The organism is Cellulomonas marina, assembly GCF_900111925.1.
GTDB lineage: Bacteria > Actinomycetota > Actinomycetes > Actinomycetales > Cellulomonadaceae > Cellulomonas > Cellulomonas marina.
In genome coordinates, this window is record NZ_FOKA01000003.1 from 261,489 (window position 1) to 278,232 (window position 16,744).

Below are 16,744 nucleotides of genomic sequence, written 5' to 3' on the forward strand. Positions count from 1 at the left end.
TCTGCCGCGGCCCGCGAGCTCACCGGGTGGGCGGCAGGCCGAGACCGCGCGCGACGGGACCGCGGGCCGGCGGACGGTCGACGGACACGCCCTCCCCCGCCACGACGACCTCCTGCGCGGCGGCGACGGGGCCGCCGTCCGCGTCGACGAGGACCTCGACGTCGGTGGGCAGCGAGCGCTTGATCACCGCGAGCGCGACGGGGCCCAGCTCGTGGTGGCGGGCGACCGTCGTGACCTGGCCGACCTCGCGGCCGTCGGCGGTGCGGACGGCCGCGCCGGTCTCGGGCACGAGGTGACCGGAGCCGTCGAGGTGGAGCTGCACGAGCCGCCGCGGCGGACGGCCCAGGTTGTGCACGCGCGCGACCGTCTCCTGCCCGCGGTAGCAGCCCTTGTGCAGGTGCACGGCGGTGCGCAGCCAGTCCAGCTCGTGCGGGATGGTGCGGTGGTCGACCTCGTGGCTCGCGCGCGGGCGCCAGGCCGCCACCCGCAGCGCCTCGGCCGCCCAGGTGCCGGCCAGCGTCCAGCCGGCGGCCTCGCGACGGGCGACGGCCTCGTCGAGCGACGCGCGCGGGACCAGCACGAGCCGCCACGGGCGGTCCGCGCCGGGGTGCGCGTCGTCGTCGGCGCCGTAGCGCGTGCCGCCGGGGGCCGTGCGCGGCCAGGGGTCGCGCCACGTGAGGGGCTCGTCGGCGGCGCCCTCGGCGTCGACCGGCTCACCGAGGACGGCCCAGTCGGCCGTCACGTCGACGACCTCGACGCGCAGCGTGAACCGCATGCGGTCCAGCCAGGCGGCGAGCGCGGGCGCCGTCTCGGTGAGCAGCCACGTGGCCTCGCCGTCGTCGACCACGCCCGCCGCGTGCTCCACGTGCCCGTGCGGGTCGAGGACCAGCAGCTCCGTGGAGGTGCGCGGCGCCAGGGCGGTGAGGTCCTGCGAGGTGATGGAGTGCAGCCAGGTCAGCCGGTCGGGCCCGGCCACACGCACGACGCCGAGGTGCGACTGGTCGACGACGGCGCCGCCGCGCTCGAGCGCGCGCTGCTCGGCCACCGGGTCCCCGTAGTGCCAGGCGACCCCGGCGTCGGGGCCCGCGGCGGGCACGGCGCCGTGACGGGCGAGCAGGGGGCTGGGTGCCCGGACGTCCGCCGGGGCGCTCACGCCGCGGCCTCGTCGCCGACGCGCGCGAGCCGCGCCGACGCGTAGGACTGCATCGGCTGCCCGAACGCCGCCAGGTCGTTGGCCCACATGAGCTCGCCCTGGACGAGGCCGTACAGCCGCTTGCTGGCGGTGATCTCGGCGCCCGTCGCGGACCGCGCGATGACGTCGCTGACGAGCTCGACCCGGCCGTTGCCGACCGCGCCGACGTAGAGGCCCACGTGGCCCGAGGCGTCGGCAAGCAGCACCTCGACCGGGTGCTGGTCGGCACCCAGGCCGTCGGGGCGCTCCGGCGGCACGCGCCAGTAGCCCGTCTCCGTGGTCCACACGGGCGCCTCGGGCTCGTCGGAGGTGAGGCCGGCGACGTCGTCGGGCGCGACGACGAGGCGGATGGTCGAGCGGTAGCGCAGGTAGGGACCGCCGTCGTGGTCGAACTCGACCTCCTGCGTGAAGGCCGCCTCCTCGATGCCGGGGTAGCCGACGACCCCGGGCCCGCGCCACCGGCCGACGAGCCAGGCGAGCGGGTACACCTCGGGCGCGAGCCCCTCGGGCAGCACGAACGTCATGGCCGTGCGTCCCGGATCAGCGCTGGCCCTTGTAGAGCCGCCACAGGACGAGCCCCGCGATCCACCCGATCGCGAGCGTCGCCAGCACCAGCAGTCCGACGTAGAAGAGTTCGAGGGCGCCCATGGGTCCACACTAACGACCGGGCGGCCGTCCGACGCCCCCGCCGTCCGCGGTCCGCGCCACCCGCCCTACGCTGCGGGCGTGACCCGTGGCCTCGTCGTGAAGTGCACCGCCGGACCCGAGCGCGCGGAGGCCGCCAACCAGGCGCTGACGGTGGCGGCGACCGCCGTCGCGGCCGGCGCCCGCGTGAGCCTGTGGCTGACCGGGGAGGCCGTGTGGTTCGCCGTCCCGGGGCGCGACGCGCAGCTCGTCCTGCCGCACGCGGCCCCGGTGCCGGACCTCGTCGCCGCCGTGCTCGCCGGGGGCACGGTGACGGTCTGCACGCAGTGCGCGGCGCGGCGGGACCTGGTGCAGGACGACCTGCGGCCGGGCGCGCGGATCGCGGGGGCGGCGGCGCTGGTCGAGGAGGTGCTCGCCGACGGCGTGCAGGCGCTCGTCTACTGACCGGTCCGGTGACCGGTCAGCCCAGCAGGCGGCTGACGACGTAGACGAGCGTGCCGGTCACCACGACGGGCAGGACCGCCGCGGCGACACCCGCCCGGGCGCCCGCGACGGCCGGGACGCGCGCGGTCAGCGCGTGCAGCGCCCCGACGAGCAGCCCGACCGCCGTGCCGAGCACGACGCCGGCGACGAGGTCCGTGCCCGTGCCCGTGCTCACGCCCGAGGCCACCACCGCCCCCGCCGCCGCACCGAGCCCCGTGGTGAGGACCGCCGTCAGCCAGGCCGGCACCCGCACGACGGTGACGGCGGCCGCGACGGCCAGGGCCGCGGCCCCGACGACGACCACCTCCTCGCCGCCCGCGGAGCGCTGCGTCGCCACCCAGCCCGCCGCCGTGACGGCCAGCAGCGCCCCCGCGACCGTCGCGGCGAGGGACTCCACCAGCCGGCGCCGCCCGTCCCGCCGCAGCATCTGCGCGACGAAGGCCAGCAGCATCGCGCCCGCGAGGACCACCGGCACCGGCTGCAGGTAGGGCCCGGCGCCCACCAGCGCGGCCGCCACGACGGCGCCGACGCCCGCCAGGCCCGCCACCACCACGGCGCCGGGACCGGCACCGCGCGGGACGTCCAGCAGGACCGGCCACCCCAGCGCGAGGGCCACCACGAGGACCACCGCCACGACCGCGACGGGCCACGCGCCGCCCAGGCCCGCGAGCGCGACCAGCGCCCCACCCGCGGCGGTGACGAGCGCCCGCACGGGGAGCGTCATCGCGTCCGCGGCGCCCCCGGCGCCGTCGGCCGGGCGCGCGGGAGGAGGTGGGCGCGCAGGCGGGTCACGGGCAGGATTCTCGCAGATGAACGGCAGGTGACGAGCGGCACGCGGACGTGACGGCCGTGCTGCGCACGGCGGGCGGTAGCCTGTGCCCACTCGTCCGCAGGAGGTGCCTGACGGTGGCAGATCTGCTGCTCCTCACCCCCGCGTCCGGCGGCTCCGCCCAGGTGCTGCCCGCCCTGGGTCTGCTCTCGCACCGCGTCCGGGTCCTGCCCGTGGAGCCGTCGGCGCTCGTCGACGCGCCCGACGCGGACATCGTGGTGCTCGACGCCCGGCGCGACCTCGTGACCGCCCGCACCACGTGCCGCCTCCTGCGCGCCACCGGCCTGACCGTCCCGCTCGTGCTCGTCCTCACCGAGGGCGGCCTGACGGTCGTCACCGCGGAGTGGGGCGCCGACGACATCGTCCTGGAGACCGCCAACCCGGCCGAGGTCGAGACCCGGTTCCGGCTCGTCATGGAGCGCGCGGCGGCCTCGGTGTTCGAGGAGGCCCCGCAGGAGATCAGCTCCGGGGAGCTCACCATCGACGCGGGCGGCTACACGGCCCGCCTCCGGGGGCGCGCCCTGGACCTCACCTACAAGGAGTTCGAGCTCCTCAAGTACCTCGTCCAGCACCCGGGGCGCGTGTTCACGCGCGCCCAGCTGCTGCAGGAGGTCTGGGGCTACGACTACTACGGGGGCACCCGCACGGTCGACGTCCACGTGCGGCGCCTGCGCGCGAAGCTCGGCCCCGAGCACGAGCAGCTCATCGGCACCGTCCGCAACGTCGGCTACCGCTTCGACCCGCCGAAGGACCGCCGGGGCGCCGCCCTCGAGGAGCGCCCCGAGCTGGCGGAGGCATGAGCGTCGGTACGGTCGAGCCCGTGACGGCGGTGGACTCGGCCACGCTCCTCGTCGAGGGTCCCTGGCGCCACCGGTTCGTGCCGGCGAACGGCTCGCGCTTCCACGTGGCGCTCGCCGGGCCCGAGGACCACGACGCGCCGCTCGTCGTCCTCCTGCACGGCGTGCCGCAGTACTGGTGGGCGTGGCGGCACCAGCTCCCGGCGCTCGCCGCGGCCGGCTACCGCGTCGCGGCGATGGACGTGCGCGGCACCGGCGGCTCGGACAAGCCGCCGCAGGGCTACGACGTGCCCACGCTCGCCACCGACGTCGCCGGGGTCGTCGGGTCGCTGGGTGCCGACCGCGCGGTCGTCGTCGGAGCGGGCACGGGCGGGGAGATCGCCTGGGGCATGACCGCGTTCCAGCCGGGGGTCCTGCGCGGCGTGGCCGTGCTGGGCGCACCGCACCCGCTGGACTCGCGGCGGACGCCCGGCGCCTCGCTGCGCCCGTCCGCCGTGGGCCGCCTCGCCTTCGTGCAGCTCCCGAGCCTGCCCGAGCGGGCGATGACGTCGGGGGACCTCGTCGCCCGACTGCTCGACGAGTGGGGCGGCGTGCCCGGCTGGCCCGACGCCGCGACGCTCGAGGCCTACCGGCGGGCGGCGCGCGTGCCCTTCGCCGCGCACAGCCAGCTCGAGCAGCTGCGCTGGCTGCTGCGCTCGGGCGTACGGCCCGACGGCGCGCGGTACGTGGCCCGGCTGCGCGAGGCGGCGCCGCTGCCCGTGCTGCAGCTCCACGGGACCCGGGACGGGCTGCGCTCCTCGGCGCGCGCCCCGCTCTCGTCCGCGGCGGCCGCCGTGGTCGGCGGGCGCTACCGGTACGAGGTGCTGCCCGGCGTCGGGCACTTCCTCGCCGAGCAGGCGCCGGCCCGCGTCACCGCGCTGCTGCTCGAGTGGCTGCGCGACGTCAGCCCCGTCGGCTAGTCGCGGTCACGCACGGTCGGACGTACGCCCGGACGCACGGTCAGACGTCCTCGGCGCGGCTCTCGGGGCCGCTGCGGACCAGGGCCGCCGCGCGGTCGGGGTCCATCTCCCCGATGCCGGCGGACGGGCAGTCCGTCAGCAGCGGGCACGCCCCGCAGGCGGGCCGCCGGGCGTGGCAGGTCCGCCGCCCGTGCACGATGAGCCGGTGGGACAGCATCGTCCAGTCCCGCTTCTCGACGAGGCCGCACAGGTCCTGCTCGACGACGAGCGGGTCCTCGCTCGTCGAGAGCCCGAGGCGGCCCGACAGCCGCAGGACGTGCGTGTCGACGGGCAGGCCCGGGATGCCGAACGCGTTCCCCAGCACCACGTTCGCCGTCTTGCGCCCGACCCCCGGCAGCGTGACGAGGTCCGCCATCCGCGGCGGCACCTCCCCCGCGAACCGCTCGACGAGGGCCGCGCTGAGCCCGATCACCGCCCGGGTCTTGGCGCGGAAGAAGCCCGTGGGGCGCAGCACCTCCTCCACCTGCTCGGGGTCGGCGGCCGCCAGGGCGGTGGCGTCCGGCCACCGCGCGAAGAGCGCCGGCGTCGTGAGGTTGACCCGCACGTCCGTCGTCTGGGCCGACAGGACCGTGGCCACCAGCAGCTCGAAGGGCGTGCGGAAGTCCAGCTCGCAGCGCGCGTCGGGGTAGCGCTCCGCCAGCGCCCGGTCGATGCGACGGGCCCGCCTCGTGCGGCCCAGCGGGGTCTCGCGCGCGAGGGCGCGTGCGCGGTCGGCGGTCAGCGCCGGGCCGCGGCGCACCGGCGCGGACCCGCCGTCCCCCGCGGTGCCGGCGGCGCCGGCCGCAGCGCCCGTCGCGCCCGTCGCGCCCGTCGCGCCGGTCGCGCTCGCCGCCCTCGCCCCGCCCCTCGTCGCCACCCGGGCAGCGTACGGCGGACCACCCGCACGGGCGTCCTGCCAGGCGACCCGCCGGGTGACGTGCGGCCGGCGCCCTCAGCCGGCACGCGGGGGGCGCCGAGGCCCTGCGTGACGGCCGTGCCCGGCGGCCGGGGACGGGGGACCCATGGCACGGACGGGTGCGGAGCCGGTGCTGGACCTGCGGCTGGACCGCAGGACGCTGCAGGTGGAGCTCGTGCGCGTCGCCTGGTGGCGGCGGCTCGTGCGCGCACGGATCGACGTCGCCCTGTCGGCCGTCGCCCAGCCGGACACGCTGGGGGCGGCCGCCTTCGCGCTGCCGCCGGCCGTCGCGGTCGGGGTGCCGCGCGCCGAGGAGCTGCTCGCCGTGCTGGGCGGTCCGCGCGCCGCGGCCGGGCGGCACCTCGACGGGCTGCCGGACCCGGGGACGCAGGGTGCGGGGCGGACCGCGGCCGGGCCCCCGGCGTCGGGCTCCGCCGCCGGGGCCGGCAGCCCCTCGTCGCCGGAGGACCAGGACCGTCCCCCCACCTCCCCCGGCGCGCGGCTCGCGGGCCTGCGGGACCTCGACGCCCGGCTCGCGGCGTACGAGGCCGGCGTGGAGGGCGCGCTCCGCGAGGCCACCGCCGCGCTGGTGGAGCGGCTCGGGGCGGCCCCGGCGGAGGTGCTGTCCGCGCTGGCCGACCCGCTGCCGCCCGCCTGACGACCACCCGGAGGAGTGACGGCGGACGGACCGGGTGCCCGTGGTGCCCCTGTCGCGGACGTGTCATGCGGCACACTGGGGCCGGGGTCACAGGACCCCACGGCGGACCCGGACCCGCGGGGGCACGTCCGGTCCGCCGCGAGCTGCCCTGGGTCACCAGGAGAGGGTGGGGTGTCCGTTGCAGGACGACGTGGTGCTGACCGCACCGATGTTCGCCGGCCTGGACCGTGAGTCGTCGTCGGCGCTCGTCGAGCGCATGAAGACCCACGACTTCGTGCGCGGGCAGGTGCTCTTCCACGAGGGTGAGCCCGGGGACCGGCTCTACGTCGTGCGCTCCGGCAAGATCAAGCTGGGCCGCCGCTCGAACGACGGCCGCGAGAACCTCCTCGCCGTCCTCGGCCCGGGCGAGATGTTCGGCGAGCTCTCGCTGTTCGACCCGGGCCCCCGCACCGCGACCGCGACGGTCGTGGCGGACGCCGTCATCCTCGAGCTGGGGCACGCGGAGCTCATCGCGTGGCTCGAGGCGAACCCCGGCGTCGCGCAGCACCTGCTGCAGGCGCTGGCCCGGCGCCTGCGCCGGACGAACGAGGCGCTCGCCGACCTCGTCTTCAGCGACGTGCCGGGTCGCGTGGCCAAGGCGCTGCTCGACCTGTCGACGCGCTTCGGGGAGAAGACGGACGAGGGCGTGCGGGTGGCCCACGACCTCACGCAGGAGGAGCTGGCGCAGCTCGTGGGCGCGTCGCGGGAGACGGTGAACAAGGCGCTGGCCGACTTCGCCGCGCGCCGGTGGGTGCGCCGCGAGGGCCGGGCCGTCGTCCTGCTGGACCTCGACCGGCTGGAGCGCCGCGCGCGCTGAGGTCGCCCTGCTCGGACGGTCAGGAGGGGACGGTCAGGCGGGGACGGTCAGGCGGGGTGGAGCTCGACGACGAGCTCGACCTCGACCGGGGAGTCGAGCGGGAGGACCGCGACGCCCACGGCCGAGCGCGCGTGCACGCCCGCCTCGCCCAGCACCTCGTGCAGCAGCGTGCTCGCGCCGTTGACGACGGCGGGCTGCCCGGCGAAGGCCGGGTCGCTGGCGACGAAGCCGACCACCTTCACCACGCGCGCGACCCGGTCGAGCGCCGCCGCCCCGCCGGGGCCGCCCTCCTGCTCGACGAGCGCGGCCACGGCGGCCAGCGCGTTGAGCGCCGCGGTGCGGGCGAGGTCCGCCGCCACCGCCGGCTCGACGAGCCCCGCGCCCTCGCCGACCTTGCCCGTGCGCGGCAGCGCACCGTCGACGAAGGGCAGCTGCCCCGACGTGTGGACGTGGAGCCCGGTGCGCACCGCGGGCACGTAGGCGGCGACGGGCGCCGCGACCGCCGGCAGGACGAGCCCGGTCGCGGCCAGGCGCTCGGCCGCCGTGGGCATCAGGCCTCCCGCGGGCGCTTGAGGTAGGCGACGAGACCCGTCCCGCCCTCGAGCACCTGGACCAGCTCCCAGCCGTCCTCGCCCCACTGGTCGAGGATCTGCTTCGTCGCGTGGACGATGAGCGGGACGGTCGCGTACTCCCAGCGGGTGGTGGCCATGGGGCCCACCCTAGTCAGCGGGCGCCGACGCGCTCCAGGGCGGGGGCGCCGTCGGCGAGCAGCTCCGACCGCCAGGAGCGCACCTCGGGCCGGCGCCGCAGGAGCGCGCGGCGCTCCCGCTCGGTCATCCCGCCCCACACGCCGAAGTCCATGCGGTTGTCGAGCGCGTCCGCCAGGCACTGCATCCGCACCGGGCACCCCTCGCACACCGCCCGCGCCTCGCGCTGCGCGGGCCCCTCGACGAACAGGGCGTCGGCCGGGTACCCCCGTCCGCACGCCGCCAGCGCGGTCCAGTGGCCGTCGCCCCCCACGTTCGTCACGTGCGCCTCCTCGGTGACCTGCCGCGCACACGACGGTGCGGGTCCTCCCGCCCCCGGGAGGCTCGGCCAGGTCTGTTCTGTCCGGTTCGGACCGTAGCGGCTGAGGTCCTCCCTGGGGAGAGGCCGGATCGGGCGAACCTCGTCGCGGACCTGTCGGGTCGGTCACACCCGCAGCGTCGTCACAGCGGGGAGGTCGCCGGACGTGCAGGTCCGGTGGAGGTCCGGCGGGGGCGACCCGGGCGCGTGGGTGCCCCCGTCTACCCTGGACGACATGCCCAACCCCCCGCGCGCGCGGCGCCGCGTCACCGGCTTCCAGGCGCTGGCGCTGCTGCTGAGCCTGGTGCTCGTCGCCGGCGTCGGCGGTCTGCTGACCGCCGGTCTCCTGCTGCCCGCCGTCGCCGTCGCCAGCACCGCCACCCAGGTGGGCACGACCGCGTTCGACGAGCTGCCGGGCGAGCTGAACGAGACCGCGCTGCCGGAGAAGTCGACCATCCGCGCCGAGGACGGCACGGTGCTCGCGACGTTCTTCGACCAGAACCGCGTGGTCGTCGGGCTCGACCAGATCGCCCAGCCCATGCGGGACGCGGTGGTCGCGACGGAGGACCGGCGCTTCTACGAGCACGCGGGCATCGACCCCGAGGGCATGATGCGCGCGCTCGTGCGCAACAACCTCACGGACTCCCAGGAGGGCGCGTCCACGCTCACGCAGCAGTACGTGAAGAACGTGCTGGTGGAGCAGGCGCTCGAGCAGGACACGGACGCCGAGCGCAACGCGGCGCTCGACGCGGCCCGCGGCGCCGAGGGCGTCGAGGGCTACGCCCGCAAGCTGCGCGAGGCGAAGCTGGCGATCACGCTCGAGCAGACGCAGACGAAGGACCAGATCCTCGAGAAGTACCTCAACATCGCGCAGTTCGGGACCTCGGTCTACGGGGTGGAGTCGGCGGCGCAGTACTACTTCAGCAAGTCCGCCGCGGACCTCACGTACCTCGAGGCGGCGACGATCGCCGGCGTCACCCAGAGCCCCACGCGCTACGACCCGGTGCGCAACCCGGAGAGCTCGCAGGGCCGCCGCAACACCGTGCTCACGCTCATGCGCAACCAGGGCTACATCACCGACGAGGAGTACGCGGCCGGGGTGGCCACGCCGCTCGGTGACACCCTGCGGGTGCAGGAGATCAAGAACGGCTGCATGACCGCGGGCGACGTCGTCGCGGGCTCGGGGTTCTTCTGCCAGTACGTCACGCAGGTCATCCGCAACGACCCGGCCTTCGGGGAGACGGAGTCCGACCGGATCTCGCTGCTGTACAAGGGCGGCCTCGACATCACCACGACGCTGGTGCCGACCGAGCAGGTGGCGGCGGACGAGTCCGTGAAGGCCGGCGTGCCGGTCGACGACCCGTCGGGCATCGCGAGCTCGATCGTCGTGGTCGAGCCCGGCACCGGGAACATCAAGGCGATGGCGCAGAACCGCGTCTTCAACAGCACGGCCGAGCTCGTCGACCGCCAGACCTCGGTCAACTACAACACCGGCTTCGATCTCGGCGGCAGCGGCGGGTTCCCGCCCGGCTCGACCTTCAAGCCCTTCACGCTGCTGGAGTGGCTCAAGCAGGGCCGGTCGCTCAGCGACCAGGTCAACGGCACCGTGCGACCGCTGAACAACAACATGTTCCGCGCCTGCGGCCAGCGCATGACGAGCTCGCCCTACACCCCGGGCAACGCCGAGGGCGGCGCCGGGACGATGAGCGTGCTCAACGCGACGAAGAACTCCGTCAACCTCGCCTACCTGACCATGGCGACGCAGCTCGACCTCTGCAACATCATGCAGGGCGCGGCGGACCTCGGCGTCGAGAAGGCAGGCGGCCCCCGCTCGGGCACCGGCACCTTCGACGCCCTGCCCGCGAACGTCATCGGCTCGAACTCCACCACCCCGCTCGACATGGCCGGCGCCTTCGCCGCCTTCGCCTCGGGCGGCGTGTACTGCACGCCGGTCGCGATCACGCGGGTCGTCGACGCGGACGGCACCGAGCTGCCCGTGCCGGACGCCGGCTGCCACCAGCAGATCGAGCCGAAGTACGCCAACGCCATCAACTACACGCTGAGCAACGTCTGGACCGGCACCGCGAAGTCGATGCGCGCCCCCACCTACACCTCCGCCGGCAAGACGGGGACGACGTCGGAGAACGAGCACACCTGGTTCGTCGGCTACACGCCGTTGCGTGCCGCGGCGGTCTGGGTCGGCTACTCCGAGGGCATGCGCGCCATGCAGGGCGTGAACGTCGCCGGGCGGTACATCCGCAACATGTACGGCGCCACCGTCGCCGGACCGACGTGGAAGCGGTACATGGACGCGACCATGGCCGGCATCCCCGTGCCCGCGTTCGCGGCCCCCGAGCAGGAGCAGGTCGTCGGCCGCCGCGTGAGCGTGCCGTCAGTGCTCGGCCGGTCCGCGACCTCGGCCCGCGCGGTGCTCGAGGGCGCCGGCTTCACGGTCCGCGTGGCCGAGGAGCAGGTGTCGTCCACCTACCCTGCCGGCACCGTCGCCCAGCAGTCCGCCCGGAGCGCCACGGCGGGCGCGACCATCACGCTCACGCTGTCCAACGGGCAGTCGCCGACGCCCACGGCGCCCCCGGCTCCGGCGGACGCCGGCGCGGGTGCCCCTCCGGGTCAGCAGCCCGCGCCCGGGCAGCAGGGGTGAGCGGGCCGGTCGACCCGCTCCTGCGCGGCGCGCTGGCGCTCGGCGCCCTCGGCGCCGGGGCGCTGGGGTGGGCGACGCTCGTCGAGCGCGACCTGTACGCGCTGCGCGAGGTCGCCGTGCCCATGCTGCCCGCCGGCCAGGCGCCGCTGCGGGTCCTCCACCTGGCCGACCTGCACCTGCTGCCGGGTCAGCGGCGCAAGGTGGACTGGGTGCGCGACCTGGCGTCGCTCGACCCGCACCTCGTCGTCGACACCGGTGACAACTGGTCGCACACGGAGGCGGGGCCGGCGCTGCTGCGGGCGCTCGAGCCGCACCTCGCCCGGCCGGGCGCCTTCGTCCTGGGGTCGAACGACTACGTGGCCCCCGTCCCCCGCAACCCCGCGCGCTACCTGCGGTCGGACTCCCGGGGCGCGCCCGCCCAGTCGACGCCGCTCCCGTGGCGCGAGCTCGTCGCCACCCTCGAGGACGCGGGCTGGACGAACCTCGAGAACCGCCGCGGCGTCGTCACGCTCGACGGGCGCCGCGTGGCCCTCGTCGGGACGTCGGACGCCCACCTCGACGCCGACCGGTACCCGCCCGCCGGCGGTCCCGACGACGCGCGCACCGGCGGCGACACGGGCGGTGACACGGTCGGTGGCACGAGCGGTGGCACGGGCGGTGGCACGGACGGTGGCACGGACGGTGGCACGGCCGGTGACGTCAACCTGCTCCTCGGGGTCACGCACGCGCCCTACCGGCGGGTCCTGGACGCCTTCCACGCCGACGGTGCCGACCTGGTCCTCGCCGGGCACACGCACGGTGGGCAGCTCTGCGTCCCGGGGTACGGCGCGCTGGTGACCAACTGCGACCTCGACCGCCGTCGGGCCAAGGGGCTGCACGGCTGGCCCGGGCCGCGCCCCGACCGCCCGGGCGGGCACCGGTCGACCTGGTTGCACGTCTCGGCGGGGCTGGGGACCTCCCCGTACGCGCCGGCGCGGTTCGCCTGCCGACCCGAGGCGACGCTGCTCACGCTGCTGCCCGCCTGACCGCCCGTCCGGCCGCCCGCCCGCCCGTCCGCCCGCTCGACCGTCCGACCGCTGGGCGGGCGCGTGGTCCGGGCGGCGCGCGCGGTCCGGTATGCTGATCCGGCTCCCCGGGGTGTGGCGCAGCTTGGTAGCGCGCCTCGTTCGGGACGAGGAGGTCGTGGGTTCGAATCCCGCCACCCCGACCCAGGGATCCTCCGTCAGGAGGGCAGGAGGGGCCGGACCACCAGGTCCGGCCCCTCCGTCGTCCCCGGGGCCGACACCGTCGGCAGACGTCCGCGGCAGGATGGGGCCGTGAGCTCCACCCTCCTCACCCATGCCCACCGCGTCGACGCGGACGGTGAGGTGCCCGACGGCTGGCTCCTCGTCGAGGACGGCCGCATCGCCGCGACGGGTACCGGGGGGACGCCCGACGGGCACGTCCGCATCGGGGAGGTCCTCGACCTCGGCGGCGCGCTGGTCGTGCCCGGGTTCGTCGACCTGCACGGGCACGGCGGGGGCGGCGCGTCGTACGACGACGGGCCCGAGGCCGCGCGGGCGGCGCTGGCCGCGCACCGTGCGCACGGGACGACCCGGGCGGTGCTGAGCCTCGTCGCCCGGCCGGTGGAGGAGCTGGCGAGGACCCTGCGGATGGTCGCCGCCCTGGCCGGCGAGGACCCGCTCGTCCTCGGCAGCCACCTCGAGGGGCCGTGGCTGTCGCCGGAGCGGCACGGGGCGCACGAGGTGCGGCACCTGCGCGCCCCGCTCGCCGAGGACGTCGACGCGCTCCTCGACGCCGCGGCCGGCACGCTGCGCCAGGTGACGCTCGCGCCGGAGCTGCCGGGTGCCGCGGCGGCGGTCGATCGGCTCGTCCGGGCCGGCGTGCGCGTGGCCGTCGGGCACACGGAGACCGACGCCGCGGGCGCGGCCGCCGCCTTCGACGCCGGCGCGACGCTGCTCACGCACGCCTTCAACGCGATGCCGGGGATCCACCACCGCGCCCCCGGGCCGGTCGTCGCCGCGCTGCGCGACCCCCGCGTCACCCTCGAGGTCGTGCTCGACGGCCACCACGTCGACCCGGCGCTGGTCGCCGTGCTGGCGGCGGCGGCCCCGGGGCGGCTCGCGCTCGTGTCCGACGCGATGGCGGGCGCGGGCGCGCCGGACGGCGGCTACCGCCTCGGCGGCCTCGACGTCCTCGTGCGCGGCGGTGTGGCGACCCTCGTCGGGGGCACGACGATCGCCGGGTCGACGCTCACGCTGGACACCGCGCTGCGGCTGGCCGTCACGGAGGTCGGGCTCGACCTCGCCACCGCGGTGACGGCGCTGACGGCGACGCCCGCGCGGGTCCTCGGGCTCGACGACCGGCTCGGCCGGCTGCGGCCCGGCCTCGCGGCGGACCTCGTCGTGCTGGGTCCTGCGCTCGCCGTGGAGGGCGTGTGGGCGGACGGCCGCCGCCTCCGGTGAGGCGGCGGCCGTCCGTCCGCGGCGAGGCGAGGCGAGCGGCCGCTAGGCGGGCGTGCTCGCGAGGCGGCCGGCCAGCAGCTCGGCGATCTGCACGGCGTTGAGCGCCGCGCCCTTGCGGAGGTTGTCGTTGGAGACGAAGAGGGCCAGGCCGCGGCCCTCCGGCGCGCCCTCGTCGGCCCGGATGCGCCCGACGAACGACGGGTCCTGCCCGGCGGCGACGAGCGGCGTCGGGACGTCGGCGAGCTGCACGCCGGGCGCGGACGCGAGCAGCTCCGTGGCCCGCTCCGGCGACAGCGGCCGCTCGAACTCGGCGTTGATCGACAGCGAGTGCCCCGTGAACACCGGCACGCGCACGCACGTCCCGGAGACCAGCAGATCGGGGAGGCCGAGGATCTTGCGCGACTCGTGGCGCAGCTTCTGCTCCTCGTCGGTCTCCGCGCGCCCGTCCTCGACGATGGAGCCGGCCAGCGGGATGACGTCGAAGGCGATGGGGGCGACGTACTTCTGCGGCGCCGGGAAGTCGACCGCGCCCCCATCGTGCACGAGCGCGAGGGTGTCCTGCCCGACGGCGGCACGGACCTGCTCGTCGAGCTCACGGGCGCCCGCGAGGCCGGAGCCGGAGACCGCCTGGTACGTGGAGACGACGAGGCGGCGCAGCCCTGCCTCCTCGTGCAGTACCTTGAGGACCGGCATCGCGGCCATCGTCGTGCAGTTGGGGTTGGCGACGATGCCGAGCGGGATCTCGTCGAGCGCCCCGGGGTTCACCTCGGAGACGACGAGCGGCACCTGCGGGTCGCGCCGCCAGGCGGAGGAGTTGTCGACCACCGTCGCGCCGGCGGCCGCGAAGCGGGGCGCGTGCTCGCGCGACCCGGAGGCGCCGGCGGAGAACAGCGCCAGGTCGATGCCGGACAGGTCCGCGGTGGCGACGTCCTCGACGACGACGTCCTGGCCCTTCCACGGCAGCGTGGTGCCCGCCGACCGCGCGGAGGCCAAGTACCGGATGCTCGCGACGGGGAAGTCGCGCTCCTCCAGCAGCCGGCGCATGACCGCGCCGACCTGACCGGTCGCGCCGACCACCGCGACGCGCACGCCGCCGGCCCCGGCGCCCTCGAGCCCGCTCATCGTCCGGTCCCTCCGTACACGACCGCCTCGGCGGTCTCCGCGTCCAGGTCGAAGGCCGTGTGGACGGCCCGCACCGCCTCGTCGAGCGAGTCGGCGCGCGTGACGACGGAGATGCGGATCTCCGACGTCGTGATCATCTCGATGTTGATGCCCGCGTCCGACAGCGCGCCGAACAGCTTCGCCGACACCCCCGGGTGCGACTTCATGCCGGCCCCGACGAGCGAGAGCTTGCCGATGGTGTCGTCGTACTGCAGCGAGTCGAAGCCGACGTCCGGCTGGCGCGCGTCGAGGGCGGCCAGCGCCGCCGCGCCGTCCGCCGCGGGGAGCGTGAAGGAGATGTCCGTCAGGCCCGTGCGGGCGGCGGAGACGTTCTGGACGATCATGTCGATGTTGACGCCGGCGCTGGCGACGACGCCGAAGATGCGGGCGGCCTTGCCCGGCACGTCCGGCACGCCGACGACCGTGATCTTGGCCTCCGACCGGTCGTGCGCGACGCCGGCGATCATGGGCTGCTCCACCGGAGCCTCCTCGGGTGTCGGGGCGGGCTGGTCCGTCACCAGCGTGCCGGTGTGGGTGGAGAACGACGAGCGGACGTGCACGGGCACGCCGTAGCGGCGCGCGTACTCCACGCAGCGCAGCATGAGGACCTTGGCGCCGCTGGCCGCCAGCTCGAGCATCTCGTCGTAGCCGACGCGCTCGAGCTTGCGGGCCGTCGGGACGATGCGCGGGTCGGCGGTGAAGACGCCGTCCACGTCGGTGTAGATCTCGCAGACGTCGGCGTGCAGCGCGGCCGCGAGGGCGACGGCGGTGGTGTCCGAGCCGCCGCGGCCCAGCGTCGTGACGTCGTTCGTCTCGAGGTTGACGCCCTGGAACCCGGCGACGATGGCCACCGCGCCGTCGGCCAGCGTGGCGGAGATGCGGCTCGGCGTGACGTCGATGATGCGGGCCTTGCCGTGCACCTCGTCGGTGATGACGCCGGCCTGCTGGCCGGTGAACGACCGGGCCTCGACGCCGAGGCTCGTGATGGCGATGGCCAGCAGCGACATGGAGATGCGCTCGCCCGCCGTGAGGAGGATGTCCATCTCGCGCTGCGGCGGCAGCGGGGTCATCTGGTGGGCGAGGTCGATGAGCTCGTCCGTCGTGTCCCCCATGGCCGAGACGACGACGGCGACGTCGTGCCCCGCGCGCCGGGCCTCGGCCACGCGCTTGGCGACGCGCTTGATGCTGTCGGCGTCGGCCACGGACGAGCCGCCGTACTTCTGCACGATGAGGGCCACGGGAGTGCTTTCACGCGGGGGCGGGGACGTGCCGGAGTGTAGGCGGGGACCCCTCGGCGTCCGCGGGCGCTCCCGTCATGCGGACGCGCAGCCGCTGCCGGCGGGAGCAGCGGCTCCTGACGGCCGCCGCGGGTGGCGGAGGCGGTCAGCGCTGCAGCGCGTCGTACTCCGCCTCGGCGGCGACGTCGTCGTCCACGTCGAGCCGCAGGTGGGCGAGCATCGTCTGGAGGGCGCGCAGCACGCTCGAGGCGCGGTCGCCCCAGTCGGACAGGTAGGAGAACTGCCACCACCACAGCGCCTCGACCGGCCGGCCCTCGGCGTGGTGCGCCAGGCCGGTGGCCAGCGCCTGCGCGACCGACGCGAGCGCGCCGGACACCGTCGCCGCCGCGACCTCCGGCGCGAGCAGCGGGTCCACCACCTCGAGGTACTCGTCCACGCCCTCGAAGACGTTCGCCAGGCCGGTGCGCAGCGGGTCCACGTCGGGGTCGGGGCCGGCGTCGGGCTCGAAGCGCGACGGGGGCACGACGTCGGTCGTCGCCCCGAGGCGCGCCCCGATGGCCAGCACGTCCGAGACGGCCAGCAGCAGCAGCGGCAGCGCCTGCTCGGGGTTGGACCCGGCCGCGACCTCTGTCACGGTGCTGAGGAAGGCGCGGGCCTCCTCGGCGGTGACGTCTGCGAGCTCGCCGAGCTCCTCGCCGTCCCCCGCCGTCGTCCCTGCCCCAGCCGTCACGTCGCTCACGCCGTCCTCCTGCCCCTCGTCGTGCGGTGTCGTCGTCGGGTGT

Annotated in this window: 18 protein-coding genes and 1 tRNA gene; 9 read left to right on the forward strand and 10 right to left on the reverse strand. The window is 76.3% G+C overall.

All coding sequences use genetic code 11. The features are described 5' to 3' along the window. Positions 1-19: 19 nt before the first annotated feature. Both ygfZ and BM048_RS05175 read right to left on the reverse strand, forming a co-directional pair. Complete coding sequence (gene ygfZ, locus BM048_RS05170; RefSeq protein ID WP_239079003.1) at positions 20-1,153, reverse strand: CAF17-like 4Fe-4S cluster assembly/insertion protein YgfZ; 1,134 nt, start codon at positions 1,151-1,153, stop codon at positions 20-22. Beyond that, positions 1,150-1,716 carry a heme-binding beta-barrel domain-containing protein gene (locus tag BM048_RS05175; RefSeq protein WP_090031210.1) on the reverse strand — a complete coding sequence of 189 codons (567 nt, stop codon included), beginning with the start codon at positions 1,714-1,716 and terminating at the stop codon, positions 1,150-1,152. Before BM048_RS05175 ends, ygfZ begins: the two co-directional genes overlap by 4 nt. 202 nt (positions 1,717-1,918) lie before the next feature. Here BM048_RS05175 and BM048_RS05180 point away from each other — a divergent pair, with 202 nt between their 5' ends. Beyond that, the gene (locus BM048_RS05180; protein ID WP_090031211.1) at positions 1,919-2,281 is read left to right on the forward strand and encodes a DsrE family protein; all 363 of its coding nucleotides are present in this window, start codon (positions 1,919-1,921) and stop codon (positions 2,279-2,281) included. 16 nt (positions 2,282-2,297) lie between these two features. Here the strand turns inward: BM048_RS05180 and BM048_RS05185 are convergent, their stop codons facing one another. Then, on the reverse strand, positions 2,298-3,044 hold the full coding sequence (locus BM048_RS05185; protein WP_090031213.1) for a hypothetical protein: 747 nt from the start codon (positions 3,042-3,044) through the stop codon (positions 2,298-2,300). Positions 3,045-3,226: 182 nt separating this feature from the next. On the opposite strand from BM048_RS05185, the gene BM048_RS05190 reads away from it, so the two are divergent. Then, the gene (locus BM048_RS05190; RefSeq protein ID WP_090031214.1) at positions 3,227-3,949 is read left to right on the forward strand and encodes a winged helix-turn-helix transcriptional regulator; all 723 of its coding nucleotides are present in this window, start codon (positions 3,227-3,229) and stop codon (positions 3,947-3,949) included. After that, entirely contained in the window at positions 3,946-4,905 is a 960-nt protein-coding gene (locus BM048_RS05195) for an alpha/beta fold hydrolase (RefSeq protein WP_239079004.1), read from the forward strand. Before BM048_RS05190 ends, BM048_RS05195 begins: the two co-directional genes overlap by 4 nt. A gap of 40 nt (positions 4,906-4,945) precedes the next feature. Here BM048_RS05195 and nth read toward each other — a convergent pair whose 3' ends face one another. Next, on the reverse strand, positions 4,946-5,686 hold the full coding sequence (gene nth / locus BM048_RS05200; RefSeq protein WP_203708971.1) for an endonuclease III: 741 nt from the start codon (positions 5,684-5,686) through the stop codon (positions 4,946-4,948). A 280-nt stretch (positions 5,687-5,966) separates the two neighbouring features. Between nth and BM048_RS05205 the strand changes: the two genes are divergently transcribed. Together BM048_RS05205 and BM048_RS05210 are read left to right on the forward strand one after the other, a co-directional pair. After that, positions 5,967-6,518: a hypothetical protein gene (locus BM048_RS05205; protein WP_090031218.1), complete on the forward strand. Its 552-nt coding sequence runs from the start codon at positions 5,967-5,969 to the stop codon at positions 6,516-6,518. A gap of 178 nt (positions 6,519-6,696) precedes the next feature. Further along, entirely contained in the window at positions 6,697-7,374 is a 678-nt protein-coding gene (locus BM048_RS05210; protein ID WP_090031219.1) for a Crp/Fnr family transcriptional regulator, read from the forward strand. A gap of 47 nt (positions 7,375-7,421) precedes the next feature. Here the strand turns inward: BM048_RS05210 and BM048_RS05215 are convergent, their stop codons facing one another. Genes BM048_RS05215 through BM048_RS05225 form a run of 3 tightly spaced genes read right to left on the reverse strand, consistent with a single transcriptional unit; the run spans position 7,422 to position 8,403 of the window. Then, positions 7,422-7,925 carry a RidA family protein gene (locus BM048_RS05215; RefSeq protein WP_090031220.1) on the reverse strand — a complete coding sequence of 168 codons (504 nt, stop codon included), beginning with the start codon at positions 7,923-7,925 and terminating at the stop codon, positions 7,422-7,424. Further along, the gene (gene sp36, locus BM048_RS05220; protein ID WP_090031222.1) at positions 7,925-8,083 is read right to left on the reverse strand and encodes a Sp36 family protein; all 159 of its coding nucleotides are present in this window, start codon (positions 8,081-8,083) and stop codon (positions 7,925-7,927) included. Before sp36 ends, BM048_RS05215 begins: the two co-directional genes overlap by 1 nt. A gap of 14 nt (positions 8,084-8,097) precedes the next feature. Next, positions 8,098-8,403 carry a WhiB family transcriptional regulator gene (locus BM048_RS05225; RefSeq protein WP_425319171.1) on the reverse strand — a complete coding sequence of 102 codons (306 nt, stop codon included), beginning with the start codon at positions 8,401-8,403 and terminating at the stop codon, positions 8,098-8,100. A gap of 271 nt (positions 8,404-8,674) precedes the next feature. Here BM048_RS05225 and BM048_RS05230 point away from each other — a divergent pair, with 271 nt between their 5' ends. The 4 genes from BM048_RS05230 to nagA all read left to right on the forward strand — a co-directional run bounded on the left by BM048_RS05230 (position 8,675) and on the right by nagA (position 13,563). Next, positions 8,675-11,098 (forward strand): transglycosylase domain-containing protein, encoded by a 2,424-nt coding sequence (locus BM048_RS05230; RefSeq protein ID WP_090031223.1) that lies wholly within the window; start codon positions 8,675-8,677, stop codon positions 11,096-11,098. Further along, positions 11,095-12,123, forward strand: coding sequence for a metallophosphoesterase (locus tag BM048_RS05235; protein ID WP_090031225.1), 1,029 nt, complete (start codon positions 11,095-11,097; stop codon positions 12,121-12,123). The genes BM048_RS05230 and BM048_RS05235 overlap by 4 nt, the downstream gene beginning before the upstream one ends. Positions 12,124-12,231: 108 nt before the next feature. Beyond that, positions 12,232-12,305 (forward strand) — tRNA-Pro (locus BM048_RS05240). Positions 12,306-12,414: 109 nt separating this feature from the next. After that, positions 12,415-13,563 carry an N-acetylglucosamine-6-phosphate deacetylase gene (gene nagA / locus BM048_RS05245; protein ID WP_175499286.1) on the forward strand — a complete coding sequence of 383 codons (1,149 nt, stop codon included), beginning with the start codon at positions 12,415-12,417 and terminating at the stop codon, positions 13,561-13,563. 42 nt (positions 13,564-13,605) lie between these two features. On the opposite strand, the gene BM048_RS05250 is transcribed toward nagA, so the two are convergent. The 3 genes from BM048_RS05250 to BM048_RS05260 all read right to left on the reverse strand — a co-directional run bounded on the left by BM048_RS05250 (position 13,606) and on the right by BM048_RS05260 (position 16,692). After that, positions 13,606-14,685, reverse strand: a complete 1,080-nt coding sequence (locus tag BM048_RS05250) for an aspartate-semialdehyde dehydrogenase (RefSeq protein ID WP_090031228.1) — start codon at positions 14,683-14,685, stop codon at positions 13,606-13,608. Continuing rightward, complete coding sequence (locus tag BM048_RS05255) at positions 14,682-15,962, reverse strand: aspartate kinase (RefSeq protein ID WP_090031230.1); 1,281 nt, start codon at positions 15,960-15,962, stop codon at positions 14,682-14,684. Before BM048_RS05255 ends, BM048_RS05250 begins: the two co-directional genes overlap by 4 nt. Positions 15,963-16,107: 145 nt before the next feature. Beyond that, on the reverse strand, positions 16,108-16,692 hold the full coding sequence (locus BM048_RS05260) for a DUF5063 domain-containing protein (RefSeq protein WP_090031345.1): 585 nt from the start codon (positions 16,690-16,692) through the stop codon (positions 16,108-16,110). Between the last annotated feature and the right edge of the window lie 52 nt (positions 16,693-16,744).

Coding starts and splice junctions, on each gene's coding strand:
- BM048_RS05175 (WP_090031210.1), bottom strand. CDS start 1,716: ATGACGTTCGTGCTGCCCGAGGGGCTCGCGCCCGAGGTGTACCCGCTC.
- BM048_RS05185 (WP_090031213.1), bottom strand. CDS start 3,044: ATGACGCTCCCCGTGCGGGCGCTCGTCACCGCCGCGGGTGGGGCGCTG.
- BM048_RS05195 (WP_239079004.1), top strand. CDS start 3,946: ATGAGCGTCGGTACGGTCGAGCCCGTGACGGCGGTGGACTCGGCCACG.
- BM048_RS05250 (WP_090031228.1), bottom strand. CDS start 14,685: ATGAGCGGGCTCGAGGGCGCCGGGGCCGGCGGCGTGCGCGTCGCGGTG.
- BM048_RS05205 (WP_090031218.1), top strand. CDS start 5,967: ATGGCACGGACGGGTGCGGAGCCGGTGCTGGACCTGCGGCTGGACCGC.
- sp36 (WP_090031222.1), bottom strand. CDS start 8,083: ATGGCCACCACCCGCTGGGAGTACGCGACCGTCCCGCTCATCGTCCAC.
- BM048_RS05215 (WP_090031220.1), bottom strand. CDS start 7,925: ATGCCCACGGCGGCCGAGCGCCTGGCCGCGACCGGGCTCGTCCTGCCG.
- BM048_RS05230 (WP_090031223.1), top strand. CDS start 8,675: ATGCCCAACCCCCCGCGCGCGCGGCGCCGCGTCACCGGCTTCCAGGCG.